At 46.9% G+C, this 19,772-nt stretch carries 17 protein-coding genes and 14 tRNA genes; 1 reads left to right on the top strand and 30 read right to left on the bottom strand.

Features of this window, described 5'->3' with window-relative positions; genetic code table 11:
* Nucleotides 1-290 precede the first annotated feature (290 nt).
* The 23 genes from AAH944_RS05100 to AAH944_RS04990 all read right to left on the bottom strand — a co-directional run bounded on the left by AAH944_RS05100 (nt 291) and on the right by AAH944_RS04990 (nt 10,396).
* Nucleotides 291-364, bottom strand: a tRNA-Gly gene (locus tag AAH944_RS05100).
* A gap of 4 nt (nt 365-368) precedes the next feature.
* Nucleotides 369-445, bottom strand: a tRNA-Ile gene (locus AAH944_RS05095).
* 1 nt (nt 446) lies between these two features.
* Nucleotides 447-521: transfer RNA gene (locus AAH944_RS05090), tRNA-Asn, on the bottom strand.
* 6 nt (nt 522-527) lie between these two features.
* Nucleotides 528-618: transfer RNA gene (locus AAH944_RS05085), tRNA-Ser, on the bottom strand.
* A gap of 141 nt (nt 619-759) precedes the next feature.
* Nucleotides 760-844: transfer RNA gene (locus AAH944_RS05080), tRNA-Leu, on the bottom strand.
* Nucleotides 845-851: 7 nt separating this feature from the next.
* Nucleotides 852-927: transfer RNA gene (locus AAH944_RS05075), tRNA-Thr, on the bottom strand.
* Nucleotides 928-943: 16 nt separating this feature from the next.
* Nucleotides 944-1,020: transfer RNA gene (locus AAH944_RS05070), tRNA-Arg, on the bottom strand.
* 9 nt (nt 1,021-1,029) lie between these two features.
* A tRNA-Gly gene (locus AAH944_RS05065) sits at nt 1,030-1,104 on the bottom strand.
* An 8-nt stretch (nt 1,105-1,112) separates the two neighbouring features.
* Nucleotides 1,113-1,188: transfer RNA gene (locus tag AAH944_RS05060), tRNA-Lys, on the bottom strand.
* A gap of 19 nt (nt 1,189-1,207) precedes the next feature.
* A tRNA-Lys gene (locus tag AAH944_RS05055) sits at nt 1,208-1,283 on the bottom strand.
* 3 nt (nt 1,284-1,286) lie between these two features.
* Nucleotides 1,287-1,361, bottom strand: a tRNA-Gln gene (locus tag AAH944_RS05050).
* 35 nt (nt 1,362-1,396) lie between these two features.
* Nucleotides 1,397-1,473, bottom strand: a tRNA-Asp gene (locus tag AAH944_RS05045).
* 151 nt (nt 1,474-1,624) lie between these two features.
* Nucleotides 1,625-1,700 (bottom strand) — tRNA-Val (locus AAH944_RS05040).
* A 42-nt stretch (nt 1,701-1,742) separates the two neighbouring features.
* Nucleotides 1,743-1,818 (bottom strand) — tRNA-Glu (locus tag AAH944_RS05035).
* A gap of 85 nt (nt 1,819-1,903) precedes the next feature.
* Nucleotides 1,904-3,568: a ribonuclease J gene (locus AAH944_RS05030; protein ID WP_415537030.1), complete on the bottom strand. Its 1,665-nt coding sequence runs from the start codon at nt 3,566-3,568 to the stop codon at nt 1,904-1,906.
* Between the two features lie 371 nt (nt 3,569-3,939).
* Entirely contained in the window at nt 3,940-4,824 is an 885-nt protein-coding gene (gene dapA, locus AAH944_RS05025) for a 4-hydroxy-tetrahydrodipicolinate synthase (protein ID WP_415537783.1), read from the bottom strand.
* A 41-nt stretch (nt 4,825-4,865) separates the two neighbouring features.
* Nucleotides 4,866-6,092 carry an aspartate kinase gene (gene dapG, locus AAH944_RS05020; RefSeq protein ID WP_415537028.1) on the bottom strand — a complete coding sequence of 409 codons (1,227 nt, stop codon included), beginning with the start codon at nt 6,090-6,092 and terminating at the stop codon, nt 4,866-4,868.
* 116 nt (nt 6,093-6,208) lie between these two features.
* Nucleotides 6,209-7,201 (bottom strand): aspartate-semialdehyde dehydrogenase, encoded by a 993-nt coding sequence (locus AAH944_RS05015; RefSeq protein ID WP_415537026.1) that lies wholly within the window; start codon nt 7,199-7,201, stop codon nt 6,209-6,211.
* 111 nt (nt 7,202-7,312) lie between these two features.
* The gene (locus AAH944_RS05010) at nt 7,313-7,909 is read right to left on the bottom strand and encodes a dipicolinate synthase subunit B (protein WP_415537024.1); all 597 of its coding nucleotides are present in this window, start codon (nt 7,907-7,909) and stop codon (nt 7,313-7,315) included.
* Nucleotides 7,899-8,846: a dipicolinate synthase subunit DpsA gene (gene dpsA, locus AAH944_RS05005; RefSeq protein ID WP_415537022.1), complete on the bottom strand. Its 948-nt coding sequence runs from the start codon at nt 8,844-8,846 to the stop codon at nt 7,899-7,901. The genes AAH944_RS05010 and dpsA overlap by 11 nt, the downstream gene beginning before the upstream one ends.
* Nucleotides 8,847-8,923: 77 nt before the next feature.
* Nucleotides 8,924-9,727 carry a 4-hydroxy-tetrahydrodipicolinate reductase gene (gene dapB, locus AAH944_RS05000; RefSeq protein WP_415537020.1) on the bottom strand — a complete coding sequence of 268 codons (804 nt, stop codon included), beginning with the start codon at nt 9,725-9,727 and terminating at the stop codon, nt 8,924-8,926.
* A gap of 101 nt (nt 9,728-9,828) precedes the next feature.
* Nucleotides 9,829-10,080 carry a YlmC/YmxH family sporulation protein gene (locus tag AAH944_RS04995; RefSeq protein WP_019226749.1) on the bottom strand — a complete coding sequence of 84 codons (252 nt, stop codon included), beginning with the start codon at nt 10,078-10,080 and terminating at the stop codon, nt 9,829-9,831.
* Between the two features lies 1 nt (nt 10,081).
* Nucleotides 10,082-10,396, bottom strand: coding sequence for a hypothetical protein (locus AAH944_RS04990; protein ID WP_415537018.1), 315 nt, complete (start codon nt 10,394-10,396; stop codon nt 10,082-10,084).
* A 232-nt stretch (nt 10,397-10,628) separates the two neighbouring features.
* Here AAH944_RS04990 and AAH944_RS04985 point away from each other — a divergent pair, with 232 nt between their 5' ends.
* Nucleotides 10,629-11,837 carry an OFA family MFS transporter gene (locus AAH944_RS04985; protein WP_415537016.1) on the top strand — a complete coding sequence of 403 codons (1,209 nt, stop codon included), beginning with the start codon at nt 10,629-10,631 and terminating at the stop codon, nt 11,835-11,837.
* A gap of 23 nt (nt 11,838-11,860) precedes the next feature.
* Here AAH944_RS04985 and dut read toward each other — a convergent pair whose 3' ends face one another.
* From dut to AAH944_RS04950, 7 genes are all read right to left on the bottom strand, one after another.
* Nucleotides 11,861-12,325, bottom strand: coding sequence for a dUTP diphosphatase (gene dut, locus AAH944_RS04980; protein ID WP_415537781.1), 465 nt, complete (start codon nt 12,323-12,325; stop codon nt 11,861-11,863).
* Nucleotides 12,326-12,366: 41 nt separating this feature from the next.
* Nucleotides 12,367-13,635, bottom strand: a complete 1,269-nt coding sequence (locus AAH944_RS04975) for a M16 family metallopeptidase (RefSeq protein WP_415537014.1) — start codon at nt 13,633-13,635, stop codon at nt 12,367-12,369.
* A 41-nt stretch (nt 13,636-13,676) separates the two neighbouring features.
* The gene (locus tag AAH944_RS04970) at nt 13,677-14,876 is read right to left on the bottom strand and encodes a D-alanyl-D-alanine carboxypeptidase family protein (protein ID WP_415537012.1); all 1,200 of its coding nucleotides are present in this window, start codon (nt 14,874-14,876) and stop codon (nt 13,677-13,679) included.
* A 22-nt stretch (nt 14,877-14,898) separates the two neighbouring features.
* A complete protein-coding gene (locus tag AAH944_RS04965) occupies nt 14,899-15,654 on the bottom strand; it encodes a polysaccharide deacetylase family protein (RefSeq protein ID WP_415537010.1) in 756 nt (251 codons plus the stop codon).
* Between the two features lie 445 nt (nt 15,655-16,099).
* Nucleotides 16,100-18,238, bottom strand: coding sequence for a polyribonucleotide nucleotidyltransferase (locus AAH944_RS04960; protein WP_415537008.1), 2,139 nt, complete (start codon nt 18,236-18,238; stop codon nt 16,100-16,102).
* Between the two features lie 218 nt (nt 18,239-18,456).
* On the bottom strand, nt 18,457-18,723 hold the full coding sequence (rpsO, locus tag AAH944_RS04955; protein WP_019226874.1) for a 30S ribosomal protein S15: 267 nt from the start codon (nt 18,721-18,723) through the stop codon (nt 18,457-18,459).
* A gap of 95 nt (nt 18,724-18,818) precedes the next feature.
* Nucleotides 18,819-19,763, bottom strand: a complete 945-nt coding sequence (locus AAH944_RS04950) for a bifunctional riboflavin kinase/FAD synthetase (protein ID WP_415537006.1) — start codon at nt 19,761-19,763, stop codon at nt 18,819-18,821.
* Nucleotides 19,764-19,772: the final 9 nt, after the last annotated feature.

Here is a 19,772-nt window from a genome sequence, read left to right as displayed (position 1 = left end):
ATACTACTTAATTGTATTAATTGTAAGTTCTTTCTAAATTTGTCATTGACAAAATCTTGACAAGTTATCCTTCTGGTAGTTCTCTTCACTCTTATTTACTACTTCATACCTCAACTCAGCGGGTGATGGGAATCGCTCCGCTTCGCATATTGGCGGCGCCGCCAATTGCTCGCTATCACGCCGGGTCGGGAAAATGCTTCCATAGGGCGCATTTTCTATTCCTCCCGTTCGATTCCCATCACCCTCATAAATAGAAAATCCTGCGCGATTGCGCAGGATTTTATTTTCTTTGGAGCGGGTGATGGGAATCGAACCCACGTAACCAGCTTGGAAGGCTGGCACTCTACCATTGAGTTACACCCGCATGTTGGTAGCAGGGGGGGGATTTGAACCCTCGGATGAGCGGGTATGAACCGCTTGCCTTAGACCACTTGGCTACCCTGCCATGGCTCCCCGAGCTGGATTCGAACCAGCAACCTATCGGTTAACAGCCGATTGCTCTACCGTTGAGCTATCGAGGAATATGCTGGCGGAGAAGGAGGGATTTGAACCCTCGCAGCAGTTACCCACTCTAACGGTTTAGCAAACCGTCCTCTTCAGCCACTTGAGTACTTCTCCGTAAACCGCTGATTGGTGCGGAAGGCGGGACTTGCGCCGCGTGCTTTCAGCACGCTATCACGCCGGGCCTAAAAATGCTTCCATAGGTCGCATTTTCTTTACGGCCGTTCAAGGCCCTTCTTCCGATGAAAGCTTCATAATTGGTGCGGAAGGCGGGACTTGAACCCGCACGGTGTTAACCACACGCCCCTCAAACGTGCGCGTCTGCCAATTCCGCCACTCCCGCATAAAACTGGAGCCGTTAACCGGGATTGAACCGGTGACCTTATCCTTACCAAGGATACGCTCTACCTACTGAGCTATAACGGCGAATGCCTTTGAAAGATGGTGCGCTCGGAGGGATTCGAACCCCCGGCCTTCTGATTCGTAGTCAGACGCTCTATCCAGCTGAGCTACGAGCGCATATTTTTTTGGAGCGGGTGACGAGATTCGAACTCGCGACTTTCACCTTGGCAAGGTGACACTCTACCACTGAGTTACACCCGCATGATAGATGGTGAGCCATCCGCGACTCGAACGCGGGACACCCTGATTAAAAGTCAGATGCTCTACCGACTGAGCTAATGGCTCGGAAATAATATTGTTTTGATGGTGGGCCATCAGGGGCTCGAACCCTGGACACCCTGATTAAGAGTCAGGTGCTCTACCAGCTGAGCTAATGACCCGTCTGGCTGGGGTGGCTGGATTCGAACCAACGTATGCCAGAGTCAAAGTCTGGTGCCTTACCGCTTGGCGACACCCCATCGGTTTCAGGATGGATTCAGAACCTGATAAATAATGGCGACCCCGATCGGATTTGAACCGACGATCTCCTGCGTGACAGGCAGGCGCTTTAAACCACTAAGCTACGGGGCCAATTCGATATTCGAGGCACGACGTTCGATATTCAAACCTTCGTATTCCTCTGCAGTAAGTTTCCCGATGTTCAGTTCGTACCTTCCGCTCTTCAAGCAATATCTTAATATGCCTTTTCAAACTTCGCGCCTCGAACTTCGAACTTCGAGTTTGGTGGGCGATGACAGGATCGAACTGCCGACATCCTGCTTGTAAGGCAGGCGCTCTCCCAGCTGAGCTAATCGCCCTTATCTGATGTTCGGGGAAAACCCCAAACGTCGGATTTGAAATGGTGACCCGTACGGGATTCGAACCCGTGTTACCGCCGTGAAAGGGCGGTGTCTTAGGCCGCTTGACCAACGGGCCAAAATTGCGAGAACATTTGATAGTATAGCTAAATGCGAAAACATTGTCAACCCGTTTAGGAAAAAAATGTTCGAACTTGTTGAACTTATTTCACTTCTTGAATGATTGGCAGGATGACCGGCTTTCTTTTCGTTTTTTCGTACAGATGCTTGCCTAGAACGTCTTTAATCTGATTTTTGAGAGTGACCCATTCAATAATGCCGTTTTCAAGGCAGCGTTCGGTTGTCTGTTTGATTTTCTCTTTGGCCTCATCCAGCATCGTTTCGGATTCTCTGACATAGACGAATCCCCTGGTCACAATATCAGGCCCGGCAACGATTTCATTGGTGGAACGGCTCAGCGCAATGACTACGATTAAAATACCGTCCTGAGACAGCTGTTTGCGGTCGCGCAGCACAATATTGCCGACGTCCCCTACGCCAAGTCCGTCCACTAAAATTCTGCCGGATGGCACTTTTCCAGCGATACCTGCTCCATTTCTGGTGAACTCAATGACACTTCCATTTTCGGCAATAAAAATATTTTTGTGCGGAATGCCAAGCTGTTCGGCAATCTGACCATGCTTGATCAGCATGCGGTACTCACCGTGCACAGGCACAAAATACTGCGGTCTTACCATATTCAGCATCATCTTTAATTCTTCCTGACTGCCATGGCCGGAAACATGGACGCCCGATGCTTGTTCGTGGATCACATTGGCGCCGAGTTTAAACAACTGATCGATGGTCCGGGCAACCGATTTCTCATTTCCCGGAATCGGACTCGCCGAAATAATCACCGTATCACCGGGCAGGATTTCGACCTGTTTATGATCGCTGGAAGCCATACGAGAAAGTGCCGACATCGGTTCTCCCTGGCTCCCTGTTGTAATAATACAGACCTGATTCGGCGGCAGCTGCAGAACCTCTTCTACATCGACCAGTGTTCCTTCTGGAATGATCAGATAGCCGTATTCAGCAGCGATTGAGGCGTAATTCTGCATGCTCCTGCCAACAATTGCAACCTTCCTGTTCGTTTTGAAAGCAGCGGTGATGACCTGCTGCACGCGATGGATATTCGAAGCAAAGCTGGCTAAAATGATCCTTTCCTTGGCGGTACGGAATACATCGTCAAACATCTGGCCGACCACTCTCTCCGACATCGTAAAACCAGGCCTTTCTACATTTGTGCTGTCGGACATTAAGCAGAGTACGCCTTTTTCACCCAATTCGGAGAATTTATAAATATCTAGGATCTCCGAGGTAACGGGGGTATGATCCAGTTTAAAATCTCCGGTATGGACAATCACACCGAGGGGTGTATGGATAGCCAGACTCACAGAATCAGGTATGCTGTGGTTGACCCGGATAAAATCAATTTTAAAAACGCCAAGCTTGATACTCTCTCCAGGATTGACGACAGTCGATTTAAACCGGTTGACATTGCACTCCTTTAATTTGGCCTGGATCAGTCCCAAGGTAAGTTTTGGCGCAAATACAGGCGCGTCTATGTCCTTCAGAAGATACGGGAATGTGCCGATATGATCTTCATGACCATGGGTCACCATAATCCCGAGCAGCATGTCCTTGTTTTCGATAACATAGGAATAGTCAGGGATGACCAGATCAATTCCAGGCATGTCATCTTCAGGAAAAGCCATACCGGCATCAATCATGATCATCTGGTTGTCATACTTTACCAGCGTCATGTTTTTCCCGATCTCACCCAACCCGCCTAAAGGGATAATTTGCAGTTTGTGTTCTTTTGGCAAGGGCAATACCTCCATCAATTTATATATATTTCACTTTACTAATTTCAATTTCAATCCTATTAATTTTGTAAACAAAAGAAAACAAGAAGATACCCCGAAGTATCTGAGCCAGATAAAAAAGACTAAAACAAAAAAACACAAACAAAAATAGAAACAGGTAAAAATACCTCTTGGTTTCTTTGATTCCGTTATTCGGTTAGCCGTACAACACCATTAGATTTATTATAGTACCTGAATATCAGATATGCAAGCTGGGTGAACAGCTTCCAACACTATTGTTGCCCATTCGCGAATAAAACTAAAACTTCGGCATAACCAAAGTTTTTAATTTTATTTTTAATTTTAGTTTTATCTGAAAGCAATTTTTAAGGTCAAACCTCTTCAGGCAGATTCCGGATATTCGTGAGCAATTCTTTTAAGAAAGCCTGTTCCGTCTGGGTCGGGCCAACGATGGGCAACCGGTAGCCTCCAGCTTTGATGCCGACTTCATTTAGCAGATACTTCACCGGCACTGGATTTGTTGCCACGAACATTCCTTTAAAGATTGGGAACAGCAGCAGATGCCATTTTAAAGCTTTCTCCATATCGTTGGCCTTAAACGCAGCAACCATTTTTTGCATCTGGGTACCGATCAAATGAGAAGCGACACTTACGATCCCTGCCCCGCCTAAAGACAGCATCGGCAAGGTCAGTGAATCATCGCCCGAATAAATCGCAAAGGTCGAAGGCAGTTCCTTTTTCAGTTCACTGACCTGGTCCATTGATCCTGCTGCTTCTTTAATACAGACGATATTCGGAATTTCAGCTAGTTTGGTGACTGTGGAAGGAAGAAGATTGATGACTGTCCTTCCTGGTATGTTATAAAGCATCACCGGCCGGTCTGTGGCCGCTGCGATGGCTCTAAAATGCTCATAAAGACCTTCCTGGGAAGGTTTGCTGTAATACGGAACCACTGCCATAATGCCATCGAGCTGATTTGAGACTTTTTCGGCAAGTTCAATACTTTCACGGGTCGAATAGGTACCCACGCCTGCAATGACTTTACACGTATCCCCAACCGCTTCTTTCACTGTCGTAAAAAGCTTAAGCTTTTCTTCACCGGTTAGATTAGGGCTCTCACCGGTTGTTCCGGCTACGACGATCCCTTCTGTGCCGTTTTCAGCCAAATATCTGGCCAGCACTGCGGCTGCAGGATAATCAATCTCCAGCTTATCGTTAAATGGTGTCACCATAGCTGTTAAAACGCTGCCAAACATTTCTCTTTCCTCCATAAACTATTTTATGCACTGCCTGGCTGTCAAATACCAAGCTCAAATTTTTTGTGCAAAGACTGAACAGCCGGAACCATATGTTCCTTTCTGACAAGCACCCAGATCGTGGTATGGGAGTCAGCGGACTGCAGAATCTCAATGCCGCTCTCAGCAAGTGCTTCTGCCATATTGGCCATGACACCGGGTACATCGGCAATTCCCCCGCCGACAAGTGCAATCTTGGCGCATCCTGGTGCGGATTCAGGGTTAAAGCCCAGATTCTTTAAAATATTGACGGCTTTCTTTGCCAGCTCATCACGAACGGTATACAGGACAGTTTCTGGCTGAACACTGATGAAATCGACACTAATATCCGCTAAAGCCATTCCCTTGAATATTTTGGTGATCGCTTTGGGTTTATTTTCTTCTTCCTGAATATGGATCTTGATCTGGGTGACATTCGGGGTATGTGCAATCCCGGTAATGATCCTGTCGCCGATCATGTCCGAACCCTCCGCGAGGTCAGGCTGAACATTGGTGACCAGCGTTCCAGGAGCATCGGAAAACGTACATTTTACCCGTAGTGGGATATTCTTTTGCATCGCGATTTCCACGGCACGCGGATGGATGACTTTGGCTCCCTGATGCGCCAGATGGCAGATATCATTATAGGTGATCACGTCAAGGATTTTGGCATCCTGGACGATCCGGGGGTCTGCGGTCATAATACCTTCGACGTCCGTATAAATATCGATTGCTTCAGCATTTAGTGCGACGCCAATCGAACAGGCCGTCGTATCGCTGCCACCTCTGCCCAGGGTTGTAATTTGTCCGTTTTCGGTCATGCCCTGGAAGCCCGTAATGACGACAACCTTACCTTCTTTCAGTTGCTCCAGGATATTTTCCGGTTCGATTCTGACAATTCTTGCATCGCCAAAACTGCTGTTGGTGATAATGCCGGCCTGTCCACCCGTTAAAAGAACAGCTTCCAACCCGAGACCCTGCAGCGTGCTAACCATAATGCTGCCGGAAATAATTTCCCCGCAACTTAAGAGTAAATCCATTTCTCTTTTGGGCACTTCGGAATAAATGCTTGAAACCATCTTAATCAGCGTATCGGTCGCATAGGGATCTCCCGAACGCCCGATTGCCGAAACAACAACTACAGGCGAATATCCTTGATTAATAGCCTCGGAAACCTTAGCCGCGACCTGCGCTCTTCTTTCCGGATTGGCTAGGGAAGTTCCGCCAAATTTTTGAACCAATATACGCAAGGTAATTTCTCCTTCCTCTAATTTTCTTAACTTGTCTTGTATTTTGCTTTCCTTACTATTATAACGTCTATGTTTTCTTTTCTTTTCTTTTAATCTTATCCGTTATTTCCTATCTATTATAACAGCAATTCTGCAATCTGGACTGCATTTGTCGCTGCACCTTTGCGAATCTGATCACCTGCGATCCAGAGATTAATCCCCTGATCGATGGTTTGATCTTCCCGGATTCTTCCGACCAGAACTTCATCCCTGTTCGAGCTATCGAGCGGCATCGGATAAATATCTTTCGCCGAATCGTCTTTTAAGATTACGCCGGGAGCCTGGGCAAGCGCAGCCTTGACCTGATCAATCGTGATTTTTTTCTCAGTCTCAATATTGATGGATTCACAGTGGGAACGAAAGACTGGAACACGGACACAGGTAGCCGTAATACGCAAATCATCCCTGTGGAAGATTTTTTGGGTTTCCTTGACCATTTTCCATTCTTCCTTTGTATAGTCACCCTCCTGGAATACATCAATTCTGGGTATCAGGTTAAAGGCGATCTGATATGGGAAGGTATCAATATCCGTGATCTTTTCCCTGTTACTCCACGACTTCACTTGTTCCTCCAGTTCAATAATTCCTTCTTTGCCCGCGCCGGAAACTGCCTGATACGTGGATACCACAATGCGTTTGATTGGCGAAAGCGCTTCGAGCGGTTTCAGTGCCACGACCATGATAATCGTGGAACAGTTCGGATTGGCAATAATCCCTTTATGCCATTTGACATCTTCGGGGTTGACTTCAGGCACAACCAGAGGAACATCCGGATTTAGCCGAAAAGCACTGCTGTTGTCAATGACGACTGCCCCGCTCCTGACTGCGGCCGGCGCATACTCCGTACTGGCGGAACCGCCCGCAAATAAGGCGATATCAATGCCATGAAAGCTCTGATTCGTTGTTTCTTGTACTTCTATTTCTTTTCCCTGCCAGGAAATCCGTGACCCGCTTGATCTTTTCGTCGCAAGCAAGCGAAGCTCATTCACCGGGAACTTCCGTTCAGCAAGAATTTTCAGAAATTCCTGACCAACGACACCCGTTGCCCCGACAATTGCAATATTCGGCATTGAGATCCTCCTTAAACATGGATATTCAATAATTCTGACAATTCACTTTCAACAACTAAGTATTAATATAGTATAAATCATTATTGTCTCATAGGATACTAAATATTTTGGTTACTCAGAAGAAGTAATTTCTACCAGGAGCGGTTCAATTTGTTTTCCCTGGCAGGCCAGCAGTATTGTGTCCGGTATTTTATCCATCTGGGCAACTAGTGAATTGGTTTTTTTGAGCGGGCTGTCCTGACCAAAAGGCACCAGGTAGATATTCTTGGCTAAGAGTAAGGCTCCGATATTCTTGGCGTTAACCCCTAACCCGTCATTTGTGGATATAGCGATTACCACAGGACCTAAGTTGCGCAAATGCGCTTTGGTAGCCATTAAGACGGGTGTATCGGTGATACCGTTGGCGAGTTTGGCAAGTGTATTCCCGGTACAGGGCGCAATAACTATACAGTCAAAAAGCTTGCCCGGACCGATTGGTTCTGCTTCCGGGATAGTTCTGATCGGGTCTTTCCCGGTAATCTCTTTCAGACTGGATTTCCAGTACGCTGCTTTTCCAAATCTCGTATCCACTGTATTAACGGACTCCGAAACAATCGGCGTTATATCTGCTCCTTCTTCGACAAGCTGCCTGATCACCCCCATGACACGGCCAAGGGTACAATGGGAACCGGTCAGCGCAAAACCGATGTGCAACTTTTCAAATCTCATTTTTGGGCACCCCCTTCCGGACTGCAGCTGCAGTGGCTGCATCTGCAGCAGGTACAAGGTGCTCAAGAATCAGAGATGGATAAAGTTTTGCCAGCATTTTTCCGGCGGTTCTGGGTGCCACAATGCCTGGGAGGCCAGGGGCAAGCTGCGCCCTAATGCCAAGCATCTGAGCATATTCAAAGTCTGTTCCCCCCGGAATAGAGGCGATATCAATAATGACGGTATCCTGAGACATTTTGTTTAAGACTTCTTTGCCGAGAACCAGAGCAGGCACAGTGTTGAATACGATTTCCGCCCTGCTGATTTCCTTCTCAAGATCAGCAAAACTGGCAACATGCACGCCCATTTCTGATGCCCGGGCCAAATCTGCCGGCTTACGGGCAACGCATGTAACCCTAGCTCCCATTCCCTTCAACAAATTGACCAGCGTCATGCCGCAGCGGCCAAACCCTAAAACAAAGCTTTCACTACCGTGAAGGGTGATATTGGTAGCCTCCATTGCCATCTGAACCGCCCCCTCGGCTGAAGGTATCGAATTCAAGATGACAATCTCATCACGGTTGGCAATTTCTACAAGGTCTATGTTCATCTTCTGGGCTGCACTGATCAGAGCAGGACGGGCCCAGCCTATAAACAGTGGAACACCGGGTGGAATCGATTCCAGAACTTCATTATTCAAGATGATCGGGTAGCTGGAATACTTTGCCTTGATCAGGCCCCGTGCATCTGTACCAAACATTGGCAAGATAAGCGCATCTGCTTTAGCAATAACCTCGGTAAAAGATTTGGCATGTTCAATGCTGTCTCCAAGCGGAGACTTTTCCAGACCGAGCCCGATGATCTTCGCACCACACTTTTGCAGCTCAGGGACAAGAAATATTTCTCTGTCATCCCCGCCGATTACTGCCAGGCGAACTCCTTCAAGTACCGCATTCATGTTTATGCCTCCTTACTGGATAGTGTCCAGTTAACTACTATCCAGTATATGAGCAGCCGAGAAACGCGGTGCTTAACCTAATCCAGGAAATTCTCCAGTCCGACAACAAGTCCGGTCAGCTTATATGCTTTGCGAATGGCCAGTATCACCCCGGGCATGTAGGTTTCCCGTGTATACGCGTCATGACGGATCGTAAGCGTCTGTCCGGATCCTCCAAAAATAACTTCCTGATGGGCGATCAGTCCCGGTAAACGGATGGAATGGATGTGAATGCCATTCAGGTCTCCGCCCCGCGCACCAGGTATTTTCTCATATTCGTTCGGATGTCCCTGGATGATTGGTTCCCGGATCTCAGAGATCATATCCGCGGTTTTCAAAGCAGTGCCTGAAGGTGCATCCAGCTTCTGATCATGATGATATTCAACGATATCGACGTGATGAAAGTATTTTGCGGTTTCTTTCGCAAACTTCATCATCAGTATTGCGCCAAGCGCAAAATTCGGTGCAATAAAAACCCCTGTGCCGGTCGCTTTGGACAGATCTTCCAATTCACTGATTTCATGATCGTCCAGCCCAGTCGCTCCAATAACAGGAACAACCCCCGCTTTAATTGCAGTTTTGGCATTGGAAAATACTGATTGGGGATTCGTAAAATCAACGAGAATATCTACTTGCAGTTCTTTTAATTTTTCTATTTCCATCTGGCCGGAAATCTGTAAGTCGAATGGCTGCTGTCCAAGGACTAATCCAATATCCTTTCCTTGATTCTGAATATCTGATACCCCTGCAAGCTCCATATCGTTCTGCAGACGTATTGTCCTGACTGTTTCCATGCCCACTTTGCCACATGCTCCGGCAACAAATACGCGTATTTTGTCCAAATATACCCCTCCTGAATACGATAACGCAAAACCCCGCGCCAGAAGCCTTTCGGGGTTTAATACACTTCTTATTCTATTATATCAATAGAAACCTGTCAAACCTACATATCGATATCTACGATGATCACTTCACTGCCTACTTTTTTAATGGCTTTCCAGGGGACGACCACATACCCGCCTTCTTTTTCACTGTTCTTATTAAAAAACCTTCCGTATCCCGCTCTTGAATCGATGATGATTGCCTCGATTTTTCCTTCAGGGCTAATTTTAATATCACTCTCGCCAATTGAACCGAGCTTCGCGCCATCATGAAGATTAATAATCTCTTTCCCTGACAGTTCACTTAAAAGCATATTACACACTCCTGCCCCGGACCGTTTCCCATATTTTTTGACCATAAGGCTGCAGTATCGCAATGATCAGCGAAAAAACAGCCAGTGGCTTTATAAAATAAACCGTTGAGGGATTCCAGATGTTTTCTGGTATTCCTAGAAAGGTCAGTAGCAGTTCCAAAGAGATATAAATTCCACCCGCAGTCCCGACCAGCTGGGTAATGGCTTTGGCCAAACGATTAGGTGCCTCAGGAGACCTCCACATCATGACTTTTACTCTGGTTCTCAATGATACGGCAATCCCGAGCGCCAGCAGAACACTATATAGAATACTCATAAACGCTTCAGGGCTTTCATTAGGAATCCCCCCTAAGCATATCTATGAGGGAAAAAACAGCATTATTCTTCCGTAAACGGGTAACGCCTTATTATCTTCCGTTGACGTGCTGAATACTGCTTTTGCAGTCAGAATCACAAACCTTTGATCTCTTTTCTGATAAGATACCTAAAAGATAACACTGGCCGGATTCCATCAGGATTGACGGACAGATAAAGAAAGGAAGATAATGATGAACAGAGTGAGACAGGGTTGGACAGTTACTTTGGCCGGAACCGGCATTAATTTGGCTCTTGGCGTTCTGTATACCTGGAGCGTTTTTGCAGCTGCCCTGATTGAGCAGGCTCACTGGACTAAAACTGCGGCTTCTGTTCCGTATATGGTCGCTTGCGCAGTGTTTGCCTTGATGATGGTTCCCGGCGGATATCTTCAAGACCGGTACGGCCCCCGCTGGATTGCTGCCTTTGGCGGAATCATGGCAGGCAGTGGTTTAATCCTGAGCAGCTTTACGCACTCACTGACCATGCTGATCGTTACTTTCGGTTTAATTGCCGGGATGGGGATCGGGCTCGGATACTCGGCTGCGACACCTGCCGCAGTCAAATGGTTTCCCCCAGAGAAAAAAGGTCTGATCTCGGGTGTCGTTGTTGCCGGCTTTGGTTTGGCTTCTCTTTATATCGCACCATTAACCAATGCTTTACTCAGAAAGTTTGGCATAGAGAACACCTTCCGTATTGAAGGGATCCTGTTCTTACTGATTATTGTTTTGCTTGCCCAGGTACTGACTGTCCCTTCCACTCTAAGCAGCCAATCTCAGAGCAGCACGGCTTCCCCTTCAGCGGCTACTGCCTCGACAGGAGGCCTAAACTGGCGGCAAATGCTTATAAGACGAGAATTCTATCTGCTTTGGGTGATGTATGCGGCAGGAGCCAGCGCCGGGCTGATGATCATCAGCCAGCTTTCTTCAATTGCCAAAACGCAGGCCGGTATTTCCTGGGGGTACGCGATGGTCGCTTTGCTGGCCGTTTTTAATGCCTCCGGCAGGGTTATTGCCGGCTGGCTCTCCGATAAAATCGGGCGTTCCTGGTCGATGCGTATTTTCTTTCTGATCCAGGCGCTCAACATGCTTGCTTTCAGCACTTACAATACTCCGGCATTAATTGCGTTGGGTGCAGCGATTGCAGGATTAGGCTACGGTTCTTTGCTTTCGCTCTTCCCATCAGCAACCTATGATTATTTCGGCACAAAACATGCCGGTGTGAATTACGGTTTTGTCTTTACTGCCTGGGGCGTCGGAGGTGTCTTTGGCCCCCTGATGGCCGCTCGAATTGCTGATGCCACGAAAAGCTATTCGCTTGCGTTTACCATTTCGTGTATCCTATGTTTGTTAGCAGTCTTTTTGACTTTCTTTTTGAAAAGGCCGAAAAGACTTGGACAATAAAATGAATCAGCTTAACTGACTTTCTATAAGCCAGTCGATCCAAATCCACCTTCGCCCCTAAGCGTGTCACCCAGATCGTCAACCTCTGTAAAAATGGCCCGGCAAACAGGCATAAACGCAATCTGGGCAATGCGATCACCATTGCTGACGACAACGTCTTCATTTCCGAGATTGATCATCAGTACTTTGATTTCTCCTCGGAAATCCGAATCAATCACACCAACCCCGTTGCTTAAAGCAAGCCCTTTTTTATCTGCCAGACCGCTGCGTGCAAACACAAATGCTGCCACCTGCGGGTCTGGCAGCTCTATGGCTATTCCGGTAGGAACACGGACCCTTTCCCCTGGCCTCACAACCATGTCCTGATCCAGGGAAGCAAACAGGTCTGCGCCTGCGGCTCCTGTCGTTGCATAAAAAGGTACATTGGATCTATCCGCATCTCCGTCCGAAATCTTCTTTATCTTGACTCGGATCCTCTCTTCCAGCATCGTTTTCCTCTTCCTCCTCATTTTTCTTTGCCTTTATTGCATCATATTTCCGCAAAAGCTTCCTCAATCATCCTGTCAAAATCTGTATGATAATCCTTTTGTCCCAACGTGAGGATGCTGATTTTGTCTTTCTGCCAGAGACGCTCCATCACTCTCGTGACATCGCCCGTGGTGACCTTTTCCAGTTTCTCAACTGCGTCTTCCGGTGTTTTTACTTCGCCAAAAGACAGCTCTGTTTTACCGAGTCTGCTCATTCTGCTGCTGACAGATTCCAGTCCCAGATAAAGGTTGCCCTTGATCTGGGCTTTTGTTTTCATGAGCTCCTCTTCAGTTAATCCTTCTCTTTTTAATTTATTCAATTCATCGAGGACGCATTTGATGACTTCATCCGTATTCCCGGGGCTTGTGCCTGCATAAACCGCAAACAGACCAGTATCAACATAGGTGGAGTGATAGGAATAGACGGAATAAGCCAGGCCTCTCTGTTCCCTGATTTCCTGAAAAAGGCGTGAACTAAGCCCTCCACCTAGGATGCTGTTGATCACGTGCATCACATAGATATCCTCATGATCCTGTCCGAGCCCCGGCACCCCCACGATCAGGTGCATCTGCTCGGTATCCTTGCCTATCGCTTTTCTAAAGGTCGTCCCTTGAGGGTTTTCCTTGATGGAATCTGTTCTTTGTCTCTGGAATTCACCGAACATGGCCAGCTGGCGGATGATATCCTCATGCTTAATCTTTCCGGCTACCGCAATGACGACCTGGTCCGGTGTATAGCGTGTCTCCAGGTAATGGGAAACCTTTTCGCTGCTTAAATCGTGAATGGTTTCTTCCATACCAAGGATGGGTTTGCCCAGCGGGTCTTTATGCCAGACATACTGGGAAAAGAGATCATGGATCAGCTCATCCGGAGAATCCTGATACATTTTAATTTCTTCAATGACAACATTTTTTTCTTTATCCATCTCCTTTGGATCAAAGAGAGAGTTAAAAAACATATCACTTAAGACATCAATCGCCAGTGAGAGGTCCTCATCGAGCACTTTGGCATAATAACAGGTAAGCTCCTTGGTCGTAAACGCATTAATCTGGCCGCCGACTGCTTCCAGAGATTCTGCGAGCTGACGGGCGCTCCGTTTTCCGGTTCCTTTGAAAAACATATGTTCAATGAAATGAGAAATACCTTCATACCCTTCCGTTTCGTTGCGAGATCCTGTTCCGACCCAGATCCCAATTGCCACGGAACGGACATAATCGATCTCTTCGGTGATGATTCGAACCCCGTTAGGCAATACGTGTTTTCGATGCAATGATCTTCCTCCTTAAGCACTTTGATAACGCTCTATTTAGTTTATCCTTTCTTAGCAAAGAAATCCAGTAAATCGTCCACAAAGATTCGGACTCTTCCGGGAAGATTGTCCGGGTTTTCCCCATCATGCTGTGCCAGGAGCGGTACTTCTTTAAGAAGCTTGTCCCCTGCATAAATTTGATAATGACCCAGAATGTCTCCTTCTTTAATTGGATAGTCAATCTCCGTCCTTCGGTTTATCTGCATTTTAAGGCCTTTGATCGTGTCTTTTTCAAGACAGAGCCGGATATCTTTGCTTAGAACCAGCGGAATTTCCGTATCTGAAATCGGGAAGTTACCTGCAACGTCCCCTTTTTTCCCGATTTCAATGATTTCGGTATAATCAAAGCCCCATTGCAAAAGTCTTCGGGCATCTCCGAAACGATCCGGGGCATTCAGTACAACGCAGATCAGTCTCCGCCCGTCTTTACTGGCTGACGCCACCAGGCATTTCCCGGCTGCATTGGTCGTTCCCGTTTTTACACCATCCGCCAAAGGGTAGTTCCACAGAAGTTTATTGGTGTTTTTGGCATTTTGAGACTTACGCGGTTCCTCAAAGTTAATAACTGAATATTTTTGGCTTACGATTTCGGCAAATTGAGGGTTATTCATCGCATATCTGGTGATGATGGCCAGGTCAAACGCCGTGGAATAATGATTTGGATCGGGCAGACCGTTTGGATTGACAAAATTTGTGCGATAAGCGCCCAACGAGGCTGCTTTCTGATTCATCAGTCGTATGAACTCATCCTGGCTTCCCGCGGTATTTTCAGCGAGCGCGACACACGCATCATTGCCGGAGCTTAAGAGCGCCCCTTCCAGCAATTCTCCAATCTTAATCTTGTCTCCCTTGTCCAGATAGATAGAAGATTCCCCAACATTGCCGGCTTTCTCACTGACCGTGGTTATCTCCTCAGGTTCTGTCAGCTCCAGAGCCAGGATTGCAGTCATAATCTTGGTGGTGCTGGCGGGCGGCCGTTGGACATTCCCATCTCTGTCATATAGCAGCTCTCCTGTTTCCGCATCAAGCAGCACTGCCGAATGCGCTGTTACATATGGAAGCGTCCACTTTCCGCTGGATAAATTGGACGTCTCTACGATCATTTCTCCGGATAACCTGGTATTTTGGGCATATAGAGGACTGCCTGCTGTCAGTATCATGGTCAGCAGACTCAGAATTATGCCCAAGAATTTTTTTTTCAATTGTACCACCCCTTCATTTTGCTTAAGGAGTAGTATTTCCTGTTAATCCGTTTGTTATTAATTTTTCTATTGTTACAAAACTGAATCCTTCACTTTTTAAACCGGCTAAGATATTGGGTAACGCTTTGACGGTATTTTCCTTGGGATGCATCAGCACAATCGCACCCTTTTTCTCCGGTTTTACGCCATATCGTATTTTAGGTTCCAAAATTCTCTGGGTGATCAGTTCCGGAGTGCTCTCCGGCTTCCAGTCAATGGTATCCAGCGTCCAGAGAATGGTCGTATAGCCCAGCTCATCTGCTGCCTGAAGTCCGTTTTTTCCTTTTTCCCCATATGGAGGGGCATAGTATATTGTTTTGCACCCGGTCGCTTCTTTAATTATGTTTTCCGTCTTGCTTAACTCCTCTTTATTTTGAACCACAGTCATGTTGTCCGGATGCGAATGGGAATAACCGTGATTCCCAAGCAAATGGCCTTTTGCTGCAATCTGCTGAATGAGTTCGGGATGTTTGGCGGCCCATTTGCCCGTCACAAAAAAAGTTGCCTTGGCCTGATAACGGTCAAGGGTATCCAGTATTTCCGGGATATACGCTTCCCCCCAGTCGACATTAATGGTAAGCGCAATCATTTTATTATCTGTCTGAACCTGATCGACCGGAACAGGCAAATTCGGGTTGCTGACTCCAACGACCCGGCTTTGCATCAAGGTTAGACCGATAAATACAACCAGCAGGGTAATTGCTTTAAATTTAATTTTTGTCAGAGGAAAAAATGACATCTGCATCCCCTCCCCTACATTAATATGACGATGAGAAGTAATACAGACGTCATTCTATATCGGCTATTAAATACTTATTTGAGGCGGATCTCCATAATGCATAACCGCTTTCGGCTATTGTGCCATCCATGGCCCGTCGCTCCTTGCCATCCATGGCATCACGACATTAGGCCATCCATGGCCGTCAAAAAGCCGCACTCCGCATCGTGCTCCGCTTGACGCTGGTTATGCATTACGGAGACACTAATTTCAAGTGCCATAACGTATTAGAGTATGGATGCGATGCCATATTTAACGTCTCGCGTATTCTCCAAACATATCTGTGCAAGGCTACACTGCCCAAGAATAGAAAAAAGACGCCTCAATTATATGAGACGCCTTCTGTGAGCTGAGTTTAGTTAGCTCCATTAATTAATGATTGCAGGCTTAAACTCGCAAAAATTCCTTATTCTTTTGCTCCCTGGCTCTGTCCCATTGCTTCTTTACGGGACAAGTTCAGTCTGCCCTGCTTGTCAATACCGGTAGCCTTGACGATGATCTCGTCGCCGAGTTTGACGACATCTTCTACTTTGTTCACGCGGTTCACATCGAGCTGGGAGATATGCACAAGACCGTCTTTTCCCGGAAGTCCAAGCACACCTGGAATGACTTCGACAAAGGCACCAAAATCCATGATCCGGACAACTTTGCCTTTGTAGATCTTCCCGACTTCAATGTCCTGCGTTAAAGAGCGAATAATCTCAGCTGCCTTGTCTCCGGCTTCACCATCAACCGCAGCAATAAATACCTGTCCGTCATCTTCGATATCAATTTTGACCTTGGTTTCTTCCACGATCTTCTTAATGATCTTGCCGCCTGGTCCGATGACATCTCTGATTTTATCAGGATGAATGGCAAAGGTAATAATCCGCGGTGCAAACGGCGAGAGATTCGGTCTGGACTGTGGCAGGACCTGCAGCATTTTATCTAGGATGAACATCCTGCCGGCCTTGGCCTGAGCCAGAGCCTGAGCGAGAATTTCACGGTTGACGCCTTTGATCTTGATATCCATCTGCAGTGCTGTAATGCCCTCGGCAGTACCGGCTACTTTAAAGTCCATATCACCGTCGTGGTCTTCCAAACCCTGAATATCGGTAAGAATCGCAAAATGGTCTTCTTCTTTGATCAGTCCCATCGCAATCCCAGCTACCGGAGCCTTAATCGGAACCCCTGCATCCATCAACGCGAGTGTGCTGCCGCAGACGGAAGCCATGGAGCTCGACCCGTTGGACTCCAATACTTCGGAAACCAGACGCAGCGTATACGGGAATTCACTTTCCGGAGGAATCATCGGCAGCAAGGCACGTTCTGCTAAAGCGCCGTGACCAATCTCACGTCTGCCCGGTCCCCTGTTCGGACGGACTTCGCCGACACTGAAGGCCGGGAAATTATAATGATGCATATAACGTTTGGAATCTTCCAATCCCAAACCGTCGATGATCTGCTCATCACCGGCAGCTCCTAATGTCGCAACCGTGAGTACCTGTGTCTGTCCGCGCGTAAACAGACCGGTACCGTGTGTTCTAGGCAGACGTCCGACTTCAATCGTAATCGGCCTGATCTCATCCAAAGCACGGCCGTCAGGTCTGATATGTTCGTGGGTAATCAGCTTACGGACAATTTTATGGGTCAGGTCATCCAATATTTTCGTAACTAATTTTAAATCCTCAGGAAATTCCTCGGCAAAAACTTCGAGCGCATCTGCTTTGACCTTGTCGACAGCTTCCTGGCGGGCCAGTTTTTCTTCAATACGGATAGCCTGATCGAGCTTATCATAACCCCAGGCCAGGACCTTGTCGGATATTTCCGCAGGGATCTCGACCGGAGTGACTTCTCTTTTGGCTTTGGCAAGTCCCACTTCCAGGGCTGCTTCCCTGTATCTCTCAATAAATTCTGCTATCTTTTTAATTTCTTCGTGCGCAAACATGATCGCTTCAAGCATCTGATCCTCGGGAACTTCCTTGGCACCAGCCTCGACCATCATAATCGCATCTTTGGTTCCAGCAACAGTCAGCTGCATTTTGCTGATTTCCGTCTGGGCTACCGTCGGGTTAACGACAAACTCGCCATCGACAAGCCCGACAACCACGGCGGCAATAGGCCCCAGAAAAGGAATATCGGAAATCGTGAGCGCAGCCGAAACTGCGTTGATAGCCGTTACGTCTGGTGCACAGTCCTGATCGACGGACATGACCATCGCACTGATCTGTACATCGTTGCGGTAACCGTCCGGGAAAAGCGGACGGACCGGTCTGTCTATCAGTCTTGACGACAATATGGACTTCTCACTAGGTCTGCCTTCTCTTTTAATGAATCCACCGGGAATCTTTCCTACGGCATAAAAACGTTCTTCCAAATCAACAGTCAAAGGAAAAAAGTCGATCCCTTCCCGTGGTTTAGAACTGGTCGTTGCAAATGCAGATATGACTGTGTCTCCATATCTGGCATAAATTGCCCCACCGGCTTGACGACCTATGATACCGGTTTCAAACGACAGGTTTCTGCCTCCAACCTGTAGCGAGCGTTCCAAGACTTCTTGAGTCACTTTGGAAACCTCCTTAAATACGCTTCTTTTATTCACAATTTTTTATATCCGGAATGTGTTCGACATATTATTTATTATTTCCTGCACCCGAACAAAAAAAACAATCCGGACAATTTTTCTTAAGATAAATACCCTAATACATAAATACAAAGAGCGCTGAACACGCTCCTGTAAATATCGACATATAAATTGAATAACCAAAATATTTTCGATGGTTTTTAGTGACGTAAGCCAAGTTCTGTTACTACTGTGCGGTAACGGTTAAAATCGGATTTCTTGAGGTAGTTCAGCATTGCACGGCGTTGTCCAATCAATTTGAAAAGACCCCGGCGGGAATGATGATCTTTCTTATGGGTCTTGAAGTGTTCTGTCAACTCATTGATTCTTGTAGTGAGAAGAGCGATCTGAACCTCGGGTGAACCTGTGTCTCCTTCATGCTGCTGAAACTTCGCAATGATATCCTTCTTTTTCTCCGGTGTAAGCATTGGTTCTGCACCTCCATATTTTTTAAGCGCCTGCTGCCAAGTAAGACGGTGGAGATTCGTCGAACCCAGTCAGCGGTTACCTTTGTCATTTTAACTTATTCCATAAATATTGTAAAGTTTTGTTTTTGCAGCTTTTGTTTTGCCGCTTCCATGTCTTTGCCGAGTTGCTCTGTGATTTCCTTGACTCCGCTGAATTTTTTCTCAGCGCGCAGTCTGACCTGAATATCTATAAATAAGTCCTTCCGATATAAATCTCCGTGAAAATCAAAAAAATGAATCTCAATGGTCTTCTCCTGGCCGGTTTTAAAGGTCGGTACAATCCCGATGTTCATTATCCCGCCGTAGATCCTGCCGTCAATTTTTGCAGTAACAGCATACACACCATTTTTCGGGATTAGCAAGTCCTCATGCGTCTCTATGTTGGCTGTCGGAAATCCAATATCCCTACCCCGCCCGTCACCGTGAACCACCGTTCCGATAATCGTAGGTGCACGTCCCATCATCGCCTTGGCCAGATCGATATCCCCGTTCAGAAGTGCACGTCTGATTTCGGTCGAAGAGATCACTCTGTCGTCAAGCATCTGGGCTTGGACAACACTTACCCCAAAATTATAAGTTTCACCAAACTTTTCGAGGTCGCCAGGTTTTCCTTTGCCATGACAGCCGAAGGAGTAGTTGAAGCCAACGGTAACATGAACGGCTCCGATCTTCAGCAGAATATTTTCAACGAATTCCTGTGGTGTTGTCTCGGCAAATTTCGGAGAGAAAGGCAATAAGAACACTTTGTCTACGCCAAATTTTTCAAATAGCATGATTTTCTCATCCTTGCCGGTAATCAATTCCAGTTTTCTATCTGGATGAAGTACTTTCAGTGGATGGGGATCAAAAAGCAAAACTGAAAACAATGTCTTCAGTGAACGTGCTTTCTCCAAGCCGTGCTTCAACAGCTCCTGATGTCCGAGGTGTATACCGTCAAAATTCCCCAGAGCAAGCACAGTCGGCTCAAATTTGTGTCCCGGAATCAAAGTGCAAACTTCCAAAAACCTTTA

The sequence above is a fragment of the Dehalobacter sp. CP genome (assembly GCF_047652685.1).
Classification (GTDB): domain Bacteria; phylum Bacillota; class Desulfitobacteriia; order Desulfitobacteriales; family Syntrophobotulaceae; genus Dehalobacter.
The sequence above is the reverse complement of the archived record's forward strand: the minus strand, read 5'-3'. Positions and strand labels throughout refer to the sequence as shown.